The following is a 17,539-nucleotide window of genomic DNA, read 5'->3' as shown; positions in this document are numbered from 1 at the left end:
CTCGATGACCACCTCCCTCGCTGTCACAGGGAGCGACCTGGACGCCTCTGCGGTCGAGCGTGCCCTCGGTTTCACCCGGCCGGCGTCGGAAAGGCCCGGCATGTCGGTCCATCACGGACCGGGCTGGTGGGCCTTCACCATCGACGCGGGCTGCTCCGCCGACCTGGGCCGGCAGATCGCGGAGCTGGCCTCGCTCGTCGGCCCGCACCTCGACAAGGTCGGCGTGCTGGCCAGTGCCGGCTGCCATGTCCAGGTGGCCGTATCGGGGACGGTGGAACTCGGGGGCCCGCTGACGCTGTCCCCCGAATCCGTCGACCGCCTTGCCGCGCTCCGCCTGCCGGTCACCTTCACGACCCTGCTGCCGGACAACACCCCGGCGGAGGACCCGCTGGACTGGCTGAGCTGAGCCGGTCCGGCGGGGCCGGGGCAGTCCGCGTCACACCCGCAGGAACGCCTCCGCCGTCTCCTCCAGAACCTCCACACCGTCCCTCGCCCACAGCTCGTCGTTGAAGAGCTCGACCTCGATCGGGCCGTCGTAACCGGCGTCGGCCACCAGCGCGCACCAGGCGGAGAAGTCGATCGCGCCCGTGCCCAACTGGCCGCGGCCGGTGAGGACGCCGGCGGGGAGGGGGGTGGTCCAGTCGGCGAGTTGGACGGAGTGGATGCGGGCGGCGGCGCCGGCGCGGGAGACGGCGGCGGGGGCGCGGTCGTCCCACCAGAGGTGGTAGGTGTCGACGACAACGCCGACCTCGTCCGGCGGGAAGAGTTCGGCGACGGCGAGGGCCTGGTCGAGGGTGGAGATCGCGCAGCGGTCGGCGGCGTACATGGGGTGGAGCGGCTCGATCGCGAGGCGGACGCCGTGGGCGCGGGCGTACGGGGCGAGCGCGCCGATCGCGTCGGCGATGCGGGCGCGGGCGGCGGGCAGGTCGCGGCTGCCGGGCGGGAGGCCGCCCGAGACCAGGATCAGGGTGTCGGTGCCGAGCGCCGCCGCCTCCTCGATCGCCGCGCGGTTCTCCGCCTCCCACCCGTCGGTGGTGAAGAAGCCGCCCCGGCACAGGGTGGTCACGGCGAGCCCGGCGTCCCGCACCAGCGCGGCGGCGGCCTCGACCCCGTACTCCCGCACGGGTTCGCGCCACAGGCCGACGCCGGGGACGCCGAGCCGGACGCACTCGCGGACGAGGTCGGGGAGCGGGAGCTGTCTCACCGTCATCTGGTTGATGCTGAAGCGGTCGAGGTTCACTGGGGGACTCCGTACACGGTGAGGAGCGAGCGCATCCGGGACTCCGCCCGCGCCGGGTCGGGGAACAGGCCGAGACCGTCGGCGAGTTCGTACGCCCGGGCGAGATGCGGCAGGGAGCGGGCGGACTGGAGGCCGCCGGCCATCGTGAAGTGGTCCTGGTGGCCGGCCAGCCAGGCGAGGAACACCACGCCCGTCTTGTAGTAGCGGGTGGGGGTCTGGAAGAGGTGGCGGGAGAGCTCGACGGTGGGGTCGAGCAGGGCCCGGAAACCGGCCGTGTCACCCGTGTCGAGGACCCGCACCGCCTCCGCCGCCAGCGGGCCGAGCGGGTCGAAGATGCCGAGCAGAGCGTGGCTGAAACCGTGCGCGTCACCGGCGATCAGCTCGGGGTAGTGGAAGTCGTCGCCCGTGTAGCAGCGGACGCCGTCCGGGAGGCGCCGGCGCAGCGCGATCTCCCGGCCCGCGTCGAGCAGCGACACCTTGATGCCGTCGACCTTGTCCGGGTGGGCCGCGATCACCTCCAGGAAGACGTCCGTGGCCGCGTCCAGGTCCGACGAACCCCAGTAGCCCTCCAGGGCCGGGTCGAACATCGGGCCCAGCCAGTGCAGGATCACCGGCTCGGCGGCCTGGCGGAGCAGATGGCCGTAGACCTCCAGATAGTCCTCGGGGCCGGTCGCGGTGGCCGCGAGGGCGCGCGAGGCCATCAGGATCGCCTGGGCGCCCGACTCCTCGACGACGGCGAGCTGCTCCTCGTACGCCCGACGGATCGTCACCAGGTCAGCAGACAAAGTGAGTTGGTCGGTGCCGACACCGCACGCGATCCTTCCGCCCACCGCCTTCGCCTCCGCCGCGCTGCGGCGGATCAGCTCGGCCGCCCCCGCCCAGTCCAGGCCCATCCCGCGCTGCGCCGTGTCCATCGCCTCGGCGACGCCGAGCCCGTGGGACCACAGGTGGCGGCGGAAGGCGAGGGTCGCGTCCCAGTCGACGGCGGCGGGGCCGTCCGGGGTGGTGTCGGCGTACGGGTCGGCGACCACATGGGCGGCGGAGAAGACCGTACGGGAGGTCAGCGGGCCCGCACCGGTGAGCGCGAGCGGTTCGGTACGCGGGGTGTACGCGCGCGTGGCGCCGCCCGGCAGGGGAAGGGCGATCACAACGCCACCTCCGGGACCTCGATCCGGCGGCCCTCGGCCGCCGACCGCAGCCCCAGCTCGGCGAGTTGGACTCCGCGCGCGCCCGCGAGGAGGTCCCAGTGGTATGGCTCGCCGAGCACGACATGGCGCAGGAAAAGCTCCCACTGCGCCTTGAAGCCGTTGTCGAACTCGCCGTTGTCCGGCACCTCCTGCCACTGGTCGCGGAAGGACTCGCCCCCGCGCAGCGGCAGATCGGGGTTCCAGACCGTCTTGGGGGTGGCGGCGCGGGGCTGGATCCGGCAGCCGCGCAGGCCCGCGACGGCGGAGCCGTGGGTGCCGTCGACCTGGAACTCGACGAGTTCGTCGCGGTGGACCCGTACCGCCCAGGAGGAGTTGATCTGCGCGATCGCGCCGCTCGCGAGCTGGAAGATGCCGTACGCGGCGTCGTCGGCCGTCGCCTCGTACGGCTTGCCCTGCTCGTCCCGGCGGCGCGGGATGTGGGTGGCGACGGTCGCGGTGACGGAGGTGACGCGCCCGAACAGCTCGTGGAGCACGTACTCCCAGTGCGGGAACATGTCGACGACGATGCCGCCGCCCTCCTCGGCACGGTAGTTCCAGCTGGGGCGCTGGGCCTCCTGCCAGTCGCCCTCGAAGACCCAGTAGCCGAACTCGCCGCGCACGGACAGGATCTCGCCGAAGAAGCCGCCGTCGACGAGCCGCTTCAGCTTGCGCAGGCCGGGGAGGAAGAGCTTGTCCTGGACGACGCCGTGCCGGACGCCCTTCGCCTCGGCCAGGCGGGCGAGTTCGAGCGCGCCGGCGAGGTCGGGGGCCGTGGGCTTCTCCGTGTAGACGTGCTTGCCGGCCGCGATGGCCTTGGTGAGCGCGGTGACGCGGGCGGAGGTGACCTGGGCGTCGAAGTAGATGTCGATGCTCTCGTCGGCGAGGACGGCGTCGAGGTCGGTGGACCACTCGGTCAGACCGTGCCGCTCCGCGAGCGCCCGCAGGGCGTGCTCGCGGCGGCCGACGAGGACCGGCTCGGGCCACAGGGTCTCGCCGTCGCCGAGGTCGAGTCCGCCCTGCTCGCGCAGCGCGAGGATCGAGCGGACGAGGTGCTGGCGGTGGCCCATGCGGCCGGTGACGCCGTTCATGGCGATGCGGACGGTGCGGCGGCGTGCGGTCGGGCGTGTCACGAACTGTTCCTCTCGTGGGAGGGCCGTGGCCCGGTACCCGCCCCCGTGGGGTGGTACGGGCGGCACGGGCGGATCAGGCGGATCAGGCGGATCAGGCGGATCAGGCGGATCAGGCGGATCAGGCAGAGGGGGACGTGAAAGGTGTAGACGGAAAGCTGAGATAGAAAGCGCTTTCTATCGCGTATGACGCTAGCCTGCCGACATGACCGCCGACAAGGGCCCCGGAGGTACGCACGCGATGACCGTCACCCTGGCGGACGTGGCAGCCCGCGCACAGGTCTCCCCCGCGACCGTCTCCCGCGTCCTGAACGGCAACTACCCGGTCGCCGCCGCCACCCGGGAGCGGGTGCTGCGCGCGGTCGACGAGCTCGACTACGTGCCCAACGGCCCGGCGAGCTCGCTCGCCGCCGCCACCTCCGACCTGGTCGGGATCCTCGTCAACGACATCGCCGACCCCTTCTTCGGGATCATGGCCGGGGCCGCGCAGGGCGCCATCGGCGCGCCGGGCGCGGGGCGGGGCGGGGGCGAGAAGCTGGCCGTGGTGTGCAACACCGGCGGCGACCCGGAGCGCGAACTCACCTATCTCACCCTGCTCCAGCGGCAGCGCGCCGCCGCCGTGATCCTCACCGGCGGCTCCCTGGAGGACCCCGGGCACCTCGCGGCGGTGGCCGCGAAACTGGCCCGGCTCACCGAGGCCGGGACGCGGGCGGTGCTGTGCGGGCGGCCCCCGCTCGCCGGATCCGCCGCGGCAACGCTCGCCTTCGACAACCGGACCGGCGCACGGCGGCTCACCGAGCACCTGCTGGCGCTCGGGCACCGGCGGATCGGTTACGTCGCGGGCCCCGAGAACCGCACCACCACCCGGCACCGTCTGGAGGGCCACCGGGCGGCGCTCGCGGCGGCCGGGGTCGCGGAGGGCCCAACGGTGCACGGCCGCTACGACCGCCCCTCCGGCTACGAGGCGACCGGCGAACTCCTGCGCCTGGAGCCCGGCTTGACGGCCGTCGTCGCCGCCAACGACACGGTCGCGCTCGGTGTCTGCGCGGCCCTGCGGGACCGGGGCCTGAGCATCCCCGGCGACGTCTCGGTGGCCGGCTTCGACGACCTCCCCTTCTCGGTCGACGCGGTGCCCGCGCTCACGACGGTACGGCTCCCGCTGCACGAGGCGGGCGCGCGGGCGGGGCGGATCGCGCTGGGCGCGGAGCCGGTGCCGCCGGGCGGGGGCGCGACGATCGCGGCGGAGCTGGTGGTACGGGGCTCGACGGCGCCGCCGCGGAGGTGAGGGCGCCGGACCGGCGTCACGCGGCGCCCCGAGCGTCACCCGGCCTCGGCCTCAGCCCGAGACCCGGCCGGCCCGAGACCCCGCCCGCCCGAGACCCCGCCCGGCGGCCGGCCACCGGCTGGGACATGGCTTCTGTGAGACGGTCCGTGGGTCAGGCCGTGCCCAGACCCGTCGCCGTCAGCACCGCGTCCACCGTCTCCTCGACCGTCTGGTCCGCGTTGTCGATCCAGACGCCCTCGCCGGAGAGTTCGGCGCGCATGGCCTCGTCGAGGAAGGACCAGTCGGTCGTCAGGCGCTTGTGGCGGGCGTTGTTGCGCTCCCAGGCCTTGGCCGGGCCGGGGGCCAGGAAGACGACGTGGAGCGGGCCGGTCCTCACCTGGGTCCGGTAGAAGGCGAGGTGGGAGCGGCGGACCACCACGTCGTCCACGACCGGCACGAAGCCGGCCGTGACGAAACTGTCCGCCAGGAGGCAGGCGTTGCGGGCCCGCAGGAAGATCTGCCGGTCGGCCTCCGGGTCGCCGTCCGGGGTCGGCCAGTGGCCGCCACGGACGATCAGCTCCTGGAGCCGGTCGACCTCGATGTGCGCGGAGCGGGCGAAGCGGGCCGCGAGGGCTTCCGCGACGGTGGACTTGCCGCTGCCGGGGATGCCGGCGAGCAGCACGGCGCCGGGCGCGGGGTCGCGGTCGACAGGTACAAGTTCCATGATCCGGGACTCTATTCCGTCCGCCAGGACGGAAACGGGCGGCCTTCTTCACCCGTACCCGGGTGAAGAAGGCCGCCCTCGCCCTGAACAGCGTCAGATCGCCGCCCGGTAGAAGTACGTCCTGCGGAAGGAGATCTTTCCGTCGCGCACCAGGTACGTGTCGGCGAAGCCCTCGTCCAGCGGGGCTCCGTCCTTGCCCGCGCCGCGGAAGCGGCCCCAGCAGGCCGCCGCGGCGAGGCCGCCCGTCACCTGGGCGACCTCGTGGGCGCCCGAGGCGATGATGCGCTCGTGCTCGTAGAAGTGGCGGATCCGGTCCAGGCCCTCCAGGGCCGGGTAGCCGGGGCGCTCGTAGACCGCGTCGTCGGCGAAGACCTCGCCGAGCTCGTCCCACGAGCGGGTGTCGACCACCTGGAACAGCCGGGCGACCAGCGAGTCGGCGGTCACCGGGGGGTGTGTGCGGGTTGTCACGACCGTGCTCCTTGCATCGCTTGGGTGGAAAACAGGGATGGGGACGGGACCGAGGAGGGTCAGGGCGCGTCGGCGCGGGCCTTGTCGAAGGCCGCCGACAGACGCGCCACGCCCTCCCGCCGCTGGTCCTCGTCGAGGGTGGCGAAGGACAGCCGCAGCACCCGGGATCCGTCCTGCTCGATGCAGAACGGCGCCCCGGGCACGATGGCGAGCCCTTGGGCCAGGGCGTGCTCGTACAGCAGGTCCGAGGTCACCCGGGGATCGTCGACGGTGCACCAGAAGAACAGGCCGCCGCGCGGGTCGTCGAAGACGAGCCAGGGCAGCCGCTCGCGCAGCAGCACCGCCGTGGTGCGCGCCTTGTCCCCGTAGAGGGTGCGCAGCCGGGCGAGGTGGGCGGGGAGGAACGACGGGTCGGCGAGCAGTTCGGCAAGCACGTGCTGGCCGAAGGTGTTGGTCTGGAGGTCGCTGCTCTGCTTCATCGCCACCAGTTCGCCGACCAGGCCGGCGGGTGCGGTCAGGCCGGCCACCCGCAGTCCCGGGCACAGCGTCTTCGACAAGCTCATCAGCCGGATGACGCGGTCGCTGTGGATGTCCGTGGACGGCAGCCGCTCCCCGTCGAAGGCCAGGTCGCCGTACGGGTCGTCCTCGACGACCAGGAATCCGTACCGTTCCGCGAGCCCGGCGAGGATGCGCCGCCGTTCCGTGCTGAGCACGCCGCCCGTGGGGTTGTGGAAGTGCGGTACGACGTAGACGAGTTTGGGCCTGGCGCCGGCGGCCAGCCGCTCCTCCAGGATGTCCACCCGCATCCCGTCCCGGTCGGTGGGAAGGGGCAGCAGCCGGGCTCCGGCGGCCCGGAAGGCCTGGACGGCCCCCAGGTAGCTGGGGTCGTCCAGGGCCACCAGGTCGCCCTCGTCGAGGAGGGTACGGGCGACCAGGTCGATGCCCTGCTGGCTGCCGCCGGTGACCATCACCCGCTCCACGCCGACCGCCGCGCCGGTCTCGCCGGCGCGGCGGGCCAGCGCCTCGCGCATGGCCGTGACGCCCTCCGTCGGGGCGTACTGGAGGGCGGCGGTGGCCGAGCGGGCGAACACCCGCTCGGTCACCTCCGCGAGCCTCGCCACGGGGAAGCTGTCGGGTGCCGGGATGCCGCCCGCCATCGACAGCACGCCCGGCGCGTTCGCCGCGGCCAGGATGCGGCCGATCGCGTCCGACCGGCCCCAGGCCGTGCGCCGGGCGAGCAGCCCCGCGAACTCCCGTGTCTCCGTCATGACGCCACCGCCGTCTTCTCGGGTCCTGGCCGCGCACCGATCTGGGCCGGGAAGTCCTTCAGCCGCCACACCGGCGAGAGCAGCACCACGAGGACGGCGGAGAGGAAGGCCCCCGCGGTCACGAAGAGCGTCTCGCGCAGGCCGATCAGGTCGCCGAGCCAGCCGCCGAGGAGGGCGCCGAGCGGGAGCATCCCCCAGGACACGAAGCGGTAGCCGGCGTTCATCCGGCCGAGCAGTTCGTCCGGGGTGATCGACTGGCGCAGGCTGATGATGTGGATGTTGGCCATCGTGCCGCCCGCGCCGATCAGCGCGAACGTGAGGACGAACAGGGTCAGCGTGAGGATCCCGCCGTTCGCCGGGGCCAGCGGGATGATCACGGGGGCGACGCAGCACAGCAGGAGCGCCGCCAGGATGGCGGGGCCGAGCCCGATGACGCGCTTCAGCCCTCTGGCCACCAGGGAGCCGGCGAGCGACCCCACCGCGCCGGTGCCGAGCAGCAGCCCGATGGTGCCGGGCGACAGGTCCAGGCGCCGGGCCGCGTACAGCACGAAGACGGTCTGCAGCGACATCCAGCACAGGTTGTAGAGCCCGGACTGGAGGGCGCAGGCCCGCAGATGGGCGCTCTGCCAGATGATCCCGATGCCGTCGCCGACGCTCTTCCACAGTCCGGTGCGGCGTTCGGGCACCGTGGGCGGCGGCTCGGGCCTCCGGACCGCGAGCAGCGTGACCACGGACACCAGGTACGAGGCTCCGTTGATGAGCAGCGCGTACGGGGCCGTGACCCAGCCGATGAGCAGACCGGCGAGGCCGGGCCCGCCGATCTGGGCGAGCGAACTGGTGCCCTGGAGCTTGCTGTTGCCCTCGACCAGGTGTTCCTTGCCGATCAGGGTCGGCAGGTACGACTGGTAGGCGACGTCGAAGACGACGGTGAGCACGCCGATGAGCAGGGCGGCCACGTACACGAACTCGATGCGCAGCAGGTCGAGCACGGCGAGCAGCGGGACGGCCGTGACGAGCAGGGCCCGCCCCGCGTTGGCCGCGATCATCAGCGGCCGTCTGCGGACGCGGTCCACCCAGACCCCGACGAGCAGGGTGACGACCAGGAACGGGGCGTAGGAGGCGGCGTTCACCAGACCGACCTGGGAGGAGCTCGCGTCCAGGGTGAGCACCGCGGTCAGGGGCAGCGCCAGGGTGGTGACCTGGGCGCCGATCTGGGAGATGCCCTCGCCCGTCCAGAACTTCATGAACTCGGCGTCACGCCACAGCGCTCCGCGCTCGCGCCCGCCGGCGACGGGGGCGGATGCCCCGTCGCCGGAGTGCGCCGAACCTGCCGAACCTGCCGAACCCGCCGGTCCCGCCGCGTCCGCCGGACCCACCGGGTCCGGCGAGCCGGTCGACTCGGTCACGCCTCCCCCTCGCCGTCACCGGTCTCGGTGACCTGCTCGGTCGCCGGCTCGGCCGCCACGTGGAAGGCGCAGCCGATCTGGGCGCCGCGCAGCATGCTGACGATGCCCACGGACGGGTCGGTGACGCCTCGGGCCAGGGTGCCGGCGTACGAGCCGTCGACCATCAGCGTGCCGTAGGCGACGGCCATGTCCTCGGCGGTGACCCCGTCCTCGGACAGGAACCGCTCGGTGGTCGGCAGCAGGCGCCGCTGGAGGACGAAGGGGCCGTCCACGGCCTGGTGCAGCTTCTCCACCCACTCCTTCTGGTCGGTCGTCCAGCCGGGGGTGACGCCGACCCCGCCGTAGAGCAGCGTGGGCTTGAGGACGAGGAGGTCCTTGTTGGCGACGGCGTAGGGGAGCAGGTCGATCTTCTCGCCCTCGAAGGTGACCTTCTCGTCGCGCACGAAGCGGGTCCACGGCAGGATCCGCTCGATGAGGGCCCGCTCCTCCTCGGTGAAGGCGGCGCGGTTGCGCTCGTCGCTGAGCATCGCGAGGCTGCCCTTGTTGCCGTACAGCTCGCAGTCGAGCGAGGCGAACAGCTCGACGTGGCCCGCCTCGACGGCGTCGAGGAGCGGGTTGACCAGCTCGTACGTGCGCGGCTCGTCGGGCATCTCGCCGGGCAGGAACATCCGGTAGACGACGTCGACGCGGCGGCCCTGGTGCAGGACCTTGCCGTCCTCGTAGCTGAAGTCGCCCAGGTGGCAGACGACGGGCTCGAAGCCGAGGGCCTCGAAGGCGGGGACGACGAACTCCATCCAGCACTTGGACTTCTCGAAGCCGTCGGGCCAGTCGGTGATGGCGAGCAGGGGCTTCTCGATCCCGGCGAGGGCCGGGGCCTGGCGGCGCAGCACCTCGGTGATGCGGGCCAGCGGGTCGGGGAAGACGAGGTTCTCCTCGGCGGCGAAGGCCGCGAACTCCTCGTCCTGGATCAGCGCGCGGGCGAACTCGCCCATCTGCCAGCCGCCGAGCGAGGAGCCGGTGTTCAGCTCCATGAGCCGGAAGCCGCCGGTCTCGCGGTAGAGGTCGGCCCGGGACAGCGGGGGGATCTCGTCGGCCGCGCCGCGCAGGACCAGGTCGGTCTGGGTCTCGCTCATGCCGACGGCCTTGGCGAAGGCGCGCAGGTCGCCGCCGAACAGGCGCTCGGGGACCGACTTCAGGAGCTCGAAGAGGCCGTTCAGGTCGCGTTCGAGGCCGGCCACGTCGTCCGCGCTGAGGAAGACGGGGCGGTTGAGGCCCTCGCCGCCGCCGGCGCCGTAGCGGAACCACTCGACGCCGCGCACGCCGGAGACGGACATCCGGGCCGGGGTGCGCTCGTGGTCGAAGAACCGCCGGGTGACGGCGTTCTCCACGCGCGCGCCGAGCTTGTGGGTGCTCGCGCCGGTCACCTCGGTACGGGAGCGGCCCTCGGCCCGGTCCAGGGCGCGGCGGGTGTCGGCCGGCGTCTCGCCGACGGCGATGAGGGCGGCGGAGCGCGGGGTCAGGCCGCGCGGCGGGAGCTGGAGCTCGTCGCCGGGCTCGGCGAGGGCCACGGCCTCGACCAGGCCGTCGATCTCCGCCGGCTCGGGCAGGACGACCCGGTCGACCGTGCCGTCGTACGACGGGTAGAGGAACCGGATCTCGGCGCTGAGCGCACGCGTCGGGGTGAGGTCGGGGGTGCGCTCGAAGGCGATCTCGGCGGCCGCCTGGGCCAGGTCGATGCCGGTGGCGAGCTGGTGGATGTGCGGGATGAGGTCGCCGCCGAGCCGCCCGTTGAGCTCGATGAGCCGCGGGCCGTCGGCGCTGACGCGCAGCTCGGTGTGGGTGACGCCGTAGTCGACGCCGACGGCCCGGTGGGAGTCCTTGACCAGCTCGACGACCGCGTCCGCCCAGGGCTCGTCCCTCCAGTCGGTGACCAGGTGGCCGACCTCCTCGAAGTACGGGTGCGCGCCGAGGCGCTTGCGGGCGATGCACACCGGGGTGACGACGCCGTCCACGACGGTGCTGTCGACGCTCAGCTCCGGGCCCTCGACGAACTCCTCGATGAGCACGGTGTCGGCGGTGCCGGCGCCCTGGAGGCGGCTGGCCGAGGCGAGGCGGTAGGCCTGGCGCAGGCCGTCCGCGTCCCGGGCCACCATGACGCCGAAGCTGCCGCCGAGGGTGCGGGGCTTGACGACGACGGGGAAGCCGATGGTCTCGGCCACGGCGACGGCCTCGTCCTCGCTCGCCGCCGGGGCGTGCCGGACGGCGGCCATGCCCGCGGCTTCGAGCGCCTTGCGGGTGGCGTACTTGTCCCGGCAGATCTTGGCGGCGGCCGGGTCCATGGCGCGCATGCCGAGCTTCTTGGCCACGGTGGAGACGGCGGCCAGCGACCACTCGTCCCAGGTGACGATGGCGGCCTCGGCCACCTCGCCGCGCAGGTCGGCGACGGAGGGGTACAGCTTGGCCGCGTCCGTCGTGTCGGCGATCCGGTGCGTCTCGACGTACTGCCCCTGCCAGCTGGGCCACTCGGGGGCGATCAGGGTGACCTCGTACCGTGCGGCGAGCGAGGCGAGCGCGTACTCCCGGTACTGACGTATGCGGCTGCCGACCAGGATGACGCGCGGGCGTTCAGTGGTCTTGACGGACACGGTGTGTTCCTTTCCGATGCGGGGCGGCGCTGAAGGCCCCGATGCGACAGGTGGTACGAGGGATGGCGCCCGGGGCGCCGGTGGCCCCGAGATGCCGGTCGGTCAGGCGTTCATCAGGTGCTCATCAGGCGTCCAGGGGGGTGCAGGTGAGCCGGAAGCCGTTCGCGGAGGCCTCGATGGCCCCCTCGACCGCGGCGGTGGACGGGCCGCGGAACCGGAACCGCGTGCCCACGTGCTCGTAACCGCTGATCGGGGGCACCCGCTTGCCGACGGGCACGTGCAGCACCGCGTACGGCTCGGTGCCCTCGGCGGGCGGTACGACCCAGTCGGCGCGCTCGACGCGGCAGGGGGCCGGCACCGGCAGCGGGAGCAGCAGATAGCCGCCGACCTCACCGGCCTTCAGGGTCGGCAGGACCGGTACCCGGCCGAGCTGGATGTCGGCGGCCGCGGCCATCAGGTCGGCGTCGTGGACGTCGCGCCAGGTGAACGGGATCTCGCCGCCGCCCACCCGGGCCCCGCACTCCAGGAACACCAGGACCGGCCGGCCGTCCGCCGCCCTGGTGACGAACGCCTCCAGGTGGAAGACCCAGGGCCGGTCGCCGCCGAGCGCGGCCCCGACGGCGGCCGCGAACGGCTCCACCGCGGCGAGCAGCACCGGGTCGTCCTCCTCGACCGAGCCCAGCCAGTTGCCCTGGGTGAAGTCGGCGCAGGTGCCGCCCACATAGCGGGACGCGGTCCAGCTGCCGAGCGCGTCGCCCTCCCACAGGCCGTCGATGTGCAGGATCGGCGCGTCGACGTACGTCTGGACCAGGAACGGCTCGGCCGCCAGGTCGGCCGCCAGTTCGTCGGCGAGCTCCGGACGCGTGTCCAGGTCGGCCTCCGAGTCGAGCCGTACGACGCCCCTGCTCGCGGTGCCGCGGTGCGGCTTGCAGATCAGCGGCCAGCCGTGCGCGCGCCCGAACTCCCGTACGGCGTCGAGGTCCTGGGCGTGGGTGAGCTCCGGCACCGGAAGGCCGGCGGCCGCCACCGTCATGCACATGAGCAGCTTGTCGCGGAAGACCGCGAGCTGCTCCGGCGTCTGCCCGGCGATCCCGAACTCCTCGCGGACGAGGGCCGCGGTGTCGAGGTCGCCCTCGTTGAGGGCGACCAGCGCCTCCGGCGTGCCGTACCGCTCCACGAGGGTGGTGACGGCGGCCCGCACGGCGGGCAGGTCGTCGGTGAGGCCGACCGTGATCACGGTCTCGGCGCCCTCGGGTATCGAGGTCCGGCCGAGTTCGGTGCTGATGTAGGTGACCCGGTGGGTGCGGTGGTCGATGTAGTCCGCGTACAGGGCGTGGGTGTCCCGCCAGCGGTGCAGGACCATCACATGCGGCCGGGTCCTGCTCATGTCGCCGCTCGTCCCGCCGCTCATTCCGCCGTCCCTTCCACCGAGGCGGAGGCCTGCTCGGCGTCCGCGTCCAGCCACTCCAGCGCGGCGGCGACCATCGCGCGGACACCGATGTTCAGGGCGGGTCCGGCCTGCGGGGCGAAGGTGGAGGAGTGGTTCTGCGGGATGTCCTCGTCCAGGCGCCCGGCGGCGAACGCGGCCGTGAACACCTCGGGGTCGAGACCGCCGTAGAACCAGTACACCGACGGCACCCCGGCCGCCGTCGCCAGGATGCCGAAGTCCTCGCTGGCCGTGGTCGGCCCCATGGTCATCACGGCGCCGTCGCCGAACGCCCTGCGGTGGGCGTCGGCGACCCGCTCGGCGGCCGCCGTGTCGTTGACGGTCATCGGCAGGTGGTAGACGGAGGTGATCTCCGGGTCGGCGGTCGCGCAGGCCGCGGCCGACTCCGCCTTCGCCAGGCGCTCGATCGCCGCGATCACCTTGTCGCGCACCGGGGCCGAGCTGGTGCGGACGTTGATGCCGAGCTCGGCCGTGTCCGGGATGACCGCGGCCGTGGTGCCGGCGTGCAGCTTGCCGACGGTGACGACCACCGGCTCCTGGGCGGCGATCTCCCGCGAGGCGATCGTCTGCAGCTTCAGGACCAGGGACGCCGCCATGACCACCGGGTCGACGGCCGACTCCGGCTTGGAGCCGTGGCCGCCACGCCCGTGCAGGGTGACGGTGATCGAGTCCGTCGCGCCCATCACGACACCGGGGACGGTGGCGAGGAGGCCGACGGGGCCGGGGCCGACGTGCTGGCCGAGCAGCACGTCCGGGCGCGGGAAGCGCTCGAACAGGCCGTCGTCCACCATCTCGCGGGCGCCGTAGCCGCTCTCCTCACCCGGCTGGAAGACGGCCACGACCGTGCCCCTCCACTTCTCGGTGCTGCTCGCCAGCAGCGCGCACGCACCGATCAGCGCGGCGACGTGCATGTCGTGACCGCAGGCGTGCATCACCGGCACCTCGGCGCCGGAGTCGTCGGTCGCGGTCAGGGTGCTCGCGTACGGGAGGCCGGTGGTCTCCTTGACCGGCAGCGCGTCCATGTCGGCCCGCAGCATGACCACGGGGCCCTCGCCGTTGCGCAGGACGCCGACCACACCGGTGCGCCCCACCCCGGTGGTGATCTCCCAGCCCTGCTGCTCCGCGAGGCGTTCCGCGACCAGCGCCGCCGTCCGCTTCTCCTGGAAGGCGAGTTCGGGGTGCGCGTGCAGGTCCTTGTAGTCGGCCTCCAGGCCGGGGAGCAGCGGTTCCAGCGCGTCGAGCACTGCGGTCAAGGCGTCCATGGCGTCCTCACTCGGGGATGGGGGTGACGGAGAGGGGGCTGGGGGCGGTGACGCGAGGGTGCTCGCGTACGCCCCAGGAGGCGAGCAGTGCCCCCGCACAGGTGATCGCGGGCCACCACGGCACCCAGTCGCCGTGGTGCGCGGAACGCAGCAGCTCGGCGAGGGCCGGGAAGGTGCCGCCGAACAGGCTGATCGCGAGGGCGGTCGGCAGACCGACCGCGACCGCCCGGACGGCGGGCGGGAAGAGCCGGCCGGCGAAGACGTTGCTGACGGCGAGGGGCAGGCCGAGCAGGAACAGCAGCACCACCGTGACGAGCTGTACGGGCACATGGCCCGCGCCCATGCCCGCCAGGAGCGGTACGGAGCCGAGGGCGAGGCCCGCGAAGCCGATCCGCAGGACGGTGAGCGCCCCGAACCGGTCGGCCGCCCTGCCCGCGCCGAGCATGCCGGCGAGGAGGGCCACCATGCCGAGCAGCAGGGCCCCGGACGCCTCCTCCTTGGTGGCGGCGCCCGCGTCCCGGGCGTAGGCGGGGAAGTCGACGGTGAGGAAGTAGAAGACGGTGGTGGCGCCCGAGGTGATGGCGAACACCACGGCGAGCGGGCCCAGATGGGCCCGCAGGACGGGCCAGGGGCTCGCCCCGCCGCGCTCCCGCGCGCTCTTCTCGAACGCCTCGCTCTCGGCGGCGCCGCGCCGGATCCACAGGGCGGTCAGTCCGAGCAGGGCACCGAAGACGAAGGCGAGACGCCAGGCGCCGTCCTCGACTCCCGCCTCGCCGAACACCCCGAGGAGCACGCTGAGGACGATGAAGGACAGGGCGCTGCCGAGGACCACGCCGCCGTAGGAGACCGCGCTGTAGAAGTAGCGCTTGCGGTCGGGTGCCGTCTCGGTGACGTAGGCGGCGGCGCTGGGGTTCTCGGCGCCGACGGAAAGGCCCTGCACCAGGCGGGCGGCGACCACGAGGAGCGGGGCCGCGATCCCGATGGCGGCGTGGCCGGGGACGACCGCGAGGAGCAGCGAGCCGCCCGCGATCAGGCCGACGGTCAGGGTGAGCCCGAAGCGGCGGCCCCGGGTGTCGGTGAGCCGCCCGATGATCACGCTGCCGAGCGGGCGCACCAGGAAGCCGAGCGCGAAGCCGAGATAGGCGGCGATCAGGCGGGCGGTGGGCGAGGAGCCGGGGAAGAGCTGCTCGGCGAAGTACGGGGCGAGGATGCCGTAGATCGTCCAGTCGTACGCCTCGACGACCGAGCCGACGCTCGCCGCGAGCAGTTCCCGGCGGGGCTTCCTGGACTTCTTCGGCCCCGCCGCCACAGCTTGGGCGGCGAGCGGGGCGTGCGTGCCGGGGGCGGTCATGTCGTCACTCCGTAGACGCGGACCCGCTCGCCTTCGGCGGACGGGTACGGGACGGCGTGCAGCCGCACGCCGACGGCGGGCAGCTCCGCCAGGCCGGAAAGGCCGGTGAGCAGGGGCAGTCCGGCCTCGGCGAGCGCCTTGGCCTCGGGTCCGTCGCGGTGGCCGCTGTCCGTGGCCACGAGGGCGGCGCCTCGCTCGGCGAGGAGCGCGACCGCGTCCGGGGCGAGCCAGGGGCCGTCGGCGCGGCCGGTGTGGATGACGACGGCGTGCCCGGCGGGCTCGAACGGGGCGAGCGCGAGCCGGTCGGCGACGGGTTCACCGGCGCCGGTGAGGCGGACGAGGACGACGGGCAGGTCGACGAGGCCCTCAAGACCGGCCAGGCCGCCCTTGATGGCCGCCGCCCCTTCCCGGCCGGCCGCTGTCGCGTCCGGCCGGTCGAGGCGGGTTCCGGGTCCGGTCAGGTCGACCGTGCGCCGGCCGGACTCGGCCGCCGCCCCGGTGTTCCGTGACCCCTTGTGCGGCTCCTGGATCAGCTCCTTGCGGCTGATGGACGTACTGCCGACCATCAGCAGCCCCAGGTGCCGTACGAGCAGCTCGCCCAGCTCGGCGTCGTCGATGGCGTCGCCGGGGATGTCGAGGCGGAACCCCTCCGTCGACAGTGATCCCCCGTTGCTGAAGACCACCGTGGCGTCGAAATCGACCCGCCACTGGCCGGACCGGCCGGACCGGCCGGGACCCGTTCCCGTCGTCATGTACTCGTCCTCACGTTCTCGCGTTCGTCGCTTCGCGTCGTGCCCTGCGTCTCCGGAGTTCTCAGGCGCAGTCGACGAGGGCCTTCTCCAGAGCGCCGACCACTTCGTGGATCTCCTCCTCCGAGATGGTGAGGGGCGGGAGGAGCCGCAGCACGGCGCCGTGCCGACCGCCGCTCTCCAGAAGCAGACCGTGCTTCAGACAGGCCTTCTTGATGCGGCGGGTCCGGTCCCCGTCGGCGGGCTTGGCGCCGAGGGCGTCGGCGGGCCCGTCCGGGTCGACGATCTCGATGCCCCACATCAGGCCGCGGCCGCGGACGTCGCCGATCTCGGGGTGGTTCAGGGCGAGCCGGCGCAGCAGACCGCCGAGCACCTCTCCCTTGACGGCGGTCTTCTCGACGAGACCCTCGTCGGCCATGACCCGCAGGGTGGCGGCGCCCGCCACCAGCGCGATCTGGTTGCCGCGGAAGGTGCCCGCGTGGGCGCCGGGGCGCCAGGCGTCGTACTTACGGTTGTAGAGCAGCAGCGAGAGCGGGAAGCCGCCGCCGATCGCCTTGGAGACGAGGACCGCGTCGGGCTCGATGCCGGACTCCTCGAAGGCCCACATCGTGCCGGTGCGGCCGCAGCCGGCCTGGATCTCGTCCAGGACGAGCGGGATGTCGAGGCGGGCGGTGATCTCGCGCAGTCCGCGCAGCCACTCCACGGGCGCGGGGATCACGCCGCCCTCGCCCTGCACGGCCTCCACGAAGACGGCGGCCGGCTTGGTGATGCCGCTCTCCGGGTCGGTGAGCAGCCGCTCCAGATAGGTGAGACCGACCTGGACGCCCTGCTCCCCGCCGAGCCCGAACGGGCAGCGGTAGTCGTACGGGTACGGCAGGTGGTGCACGTCCGGCATGAGCGACGGCACCGGCTCCTTGGCGCCGAGGTTGCCGGTGAGGGCCAGCGAACCGGCCGTCATCCCGTGATAGGCGCCGTGGAAGGCGAGCACGGTACGGCGTCCCGTGGCGGTCTTGAACAGCTTCACGGCCGCCTCGGTCGCGTCGGCGCCGGCGGGGCCGCAGAACTGCGTGAGGAAGGTGTCCGCCATCGTGCCGGGCAGCCGCTCGTAGAGGGCCGACAGGAACGCGTGCTTGGCCGGTGTGGTCAGGTCGAGCGCCTGCTGCACCTGGCCGGAGTCCAGGTACTCGCGCACCCGGCGCAGCACCTCGGGGTGGTTGTGGCCGAGGGCCAGGGTCCCGGCGGCCGCCAGGCAGTCCAGGTACCGGGTGCCGCGGCCGTCCTGGATGCGGGCGCCGTGTCCTTCCCGGAGCACCTCCCCGAAGGCGGTGGCATAGGTCCGGGCACCGGATTCGCGGGCCCGGACGTACTCGTAGATCTCGTCCGGCGTGAGGGTGGTCACGT

15 protein-coding genes are annotated in these 17,539 nt (G+C 73.4%); 2 read left to right on the top strand and 13 right to left on the bottom strand.

Annotated elements, in window-relative coordinates:
* The first annotated feature begins 100 nt into the window (after window positions 1-100).
* A complete protein-coding gene (locus AB0C73_RS16190; RefSeq protein WP_362529808.1) occupies window positions 101-406 on the top strand; it encodes a hypothetical protein in 306 nt (101 codons plus the stop codon).
* A gap of 30 nt (window positions 407-436) precedes the next feature.
* On the opposite strand, the gene AB0C73_RS16185 is transcribed toward AB0C73_RS16190, so the two are convergent.
* The 3 genes from AB0C73_RS16185 to AB0C73_RS16175 are packed head-to-tail and all read right to left on the bottom strand — an operon-like array spanning window position 437 to window position 3,515.
* A complete protein-coding gene (locus AB0C73_RS16185; protein WP_362529998.1) occupies window positions 437-1,210 on the bottom strand; it encodes a sugar phosphate isomerase/epimerase family protein in 774 nt (257 codons plus the stop codon).
* 26 nt (window positions 1,211-1,236) lie between these two features.
* Entirely contained in the window at window positions 1,237-2,388 is a 1,152-nt protein-coding gene (locus AB0C73_RS16180; protein WP_362529806.1) for a dihydrodipicolinate synthase family protein, read from the bottom strand.
* The gene (locus AB0C73_RS16175; protein WP_362529996.1) at window positions 2,385-3,515 is read right to left on the bottom strand and encodes a Gfo/Idh/MocA family oxidoreductase; all 1,131 of its coding nucleotides are present in this window, start codon (window positions 3,513-3,515) and stop codon (window positions 2,385-2,387) included. Before AB0C73_RS16175 ends, AB0C73_RS16180 begins: the two co-directional genes overlap by 4 nt.
* A gap of 280 nt (window positions 3,516-3,795) precedes the next feature.
* Here AB0C73_RS16175 and AB0C73_RS16170 point away from each other — a divergent pair, with 280 nt between their 5' ends.
* Window positions 3,796-4,839, top strand: coding sequence for a LacI family DNA-binding transcriptional regulator (locus tag AB0C73_RS16170; protein WP_362529993.1), 1,044 nt, complete (start codon window positions 3,796-3,798; stop codon window positions 4,837-4,839).
* 151 nt (window positions 4,840-4,990) lie between these two features.
* Here the strand turns inward: AB0C73_RS16170 and AB0C73_RS16165 are convergent, their stop codons facing one another.
* The 10 genes from AB0C73_RS16165 to AB0C73_RS16120 form a co-directional block, all read right to left on the bottom strand.
* Window positions 4,991-5,542: an AAA family ATPase gene (locus AB0C73_RS16165; RefSeq protein ID WP_362529804.1), complete on the bottom strand. Its 552-nt coding sequence runs from the start codon at window positions 5,540-5,542 to the stop codon at window positions 4,991-4,993.
* A gap of 93 nt (window positions 5,543-5,635) precedes the next feature.
* Complete coding sequence (locus AB0C73_RS16160) at window positions 5,636-6,010, bottom strand: nuclear transport factor 2 family protein (RefSeq protein WP_362529802.1); 375 nt, start codon at window positions 6,008-6,010, stop codon at window positions 5,636-5,638.
* A 59-nt stretch (window positions 6,011-6,069) separates the two neighbouring features.
* Window positions 6,070-7,278 (bottom strand): PLP-dependent aminotransferase family protein, encoded by a 1,209-nt coding sequence (locus AB0C73_RS16155; RefSeq protein WP_362529800.1) that lies wholly within the window; start codon window positions 7,276-7,278, stop codon window positions 6,070-6,072.
* Complete coding sequence (locus AB0C73_RS16150; RefSeq protein ID WP_362529798.1) at window positions 7,275-8,684, bottom strand: MFS transporter; 1,410 nt, start codon at window positions 8,682-8,684, stop codon at window positions 7,275-7,277. Before AB0C73_RS16150 ends, AB0C73_RS16155 begins: the two co-directional genes overlap by 4 nt.
* On the bottom strand, window positions 8,681-11,329 hold the full coding sequence (locus tag AB0C73_RS16145) for an ATP-grasp domain-containing protein (protein WP_362529796.1): 2,649 nt from the start codon (window positions 11,327-11,329) through the stop codon (window positions 8,681-8,683). Before AB0C73_RS16145 ends, AB0C73_RS16150 begins: the two co-directional genes overlap by 4 nt.
* A 124-nt stretch (window positions 11,330-11,453) precedes the next feature.
* Entirely contained in the window at window positions 11,454-12,716 is a 1,263-nt protein-coding gene (locus AB0C73_RS16140) for a biotin carboxylase (protein ID WP_362529793.1), read from the bottom strand.
* Between the two features lie 20 nt (window positions 12,717-12,736).
* Complete coding sequence (locus tag AB0C73_RS16135) at window positions 12,737-14,038, bottom strand: amidohydrolase (protein ID WP_362529790.1); 1,302 nt, start codon at window positions 14,036-14,038, stop codon at window positions 12,737-12,739.
* A gap of 7 nt (window positions 14,039-14,045) precedes the next feature.
* The gene (locus AB0C73_RS16130) at window positions 14,046-15,389 is read right to left on the bottom strand and encodes an MFS transporter (RefSeq protein ID WP_362529788.1); all 1,344 of its coding nucleotides are present in this window, start codon (window positions 15,387-15,389) and stop codon (window positions 14,046-14,048) included.
* Window positions 15,386-16,141: a hypothetical protein gene (locus tag AB0C73_RS16125; protein WP_362529786.1), complete on the bottom strand. Its 756-nt coding sequence runs from the start codon at window positions 16,139-16,141 to the stop codon at window positions 15,386-15,388. The genes AB0C73_RS16130 and AB0C73_RS16125 overlap by 4 nt, the downstream gene beginning before the upstream one ends.
* 61 nt (window positions 16,142-16,202) lie before the next feature.
* Window positions 16,203-17,537 (bottom strand): diaminobutyrate--2-oxoglutarate transaminase family protein, encoded by a 1,335-nt coding sequence (locus AB0C73_RS16120; RefSeq protein WP_362529783.1) that lies wholly within the window; start codon window positions 17,535-17,537, stop codon window positions 16,203-16,205.
* Window positions 17,538-17,539: the final 2 nt, after the last annotated feature.

Origin of the sequence: Streptomyces sp. NPDC048623 (assembly GCF_040650755.1) — a bacterium.
Lineage (GTDB): Bacteria > Actinomycetota > Actinomycetes > Streptomycetales > Streptomycetaceae > Streptomyces.
The sequence above is the reverse complement of the archived record's forward strand: the minus strand, read 5'-3'. Positions and strand labels throughout refer to the sequence as shown.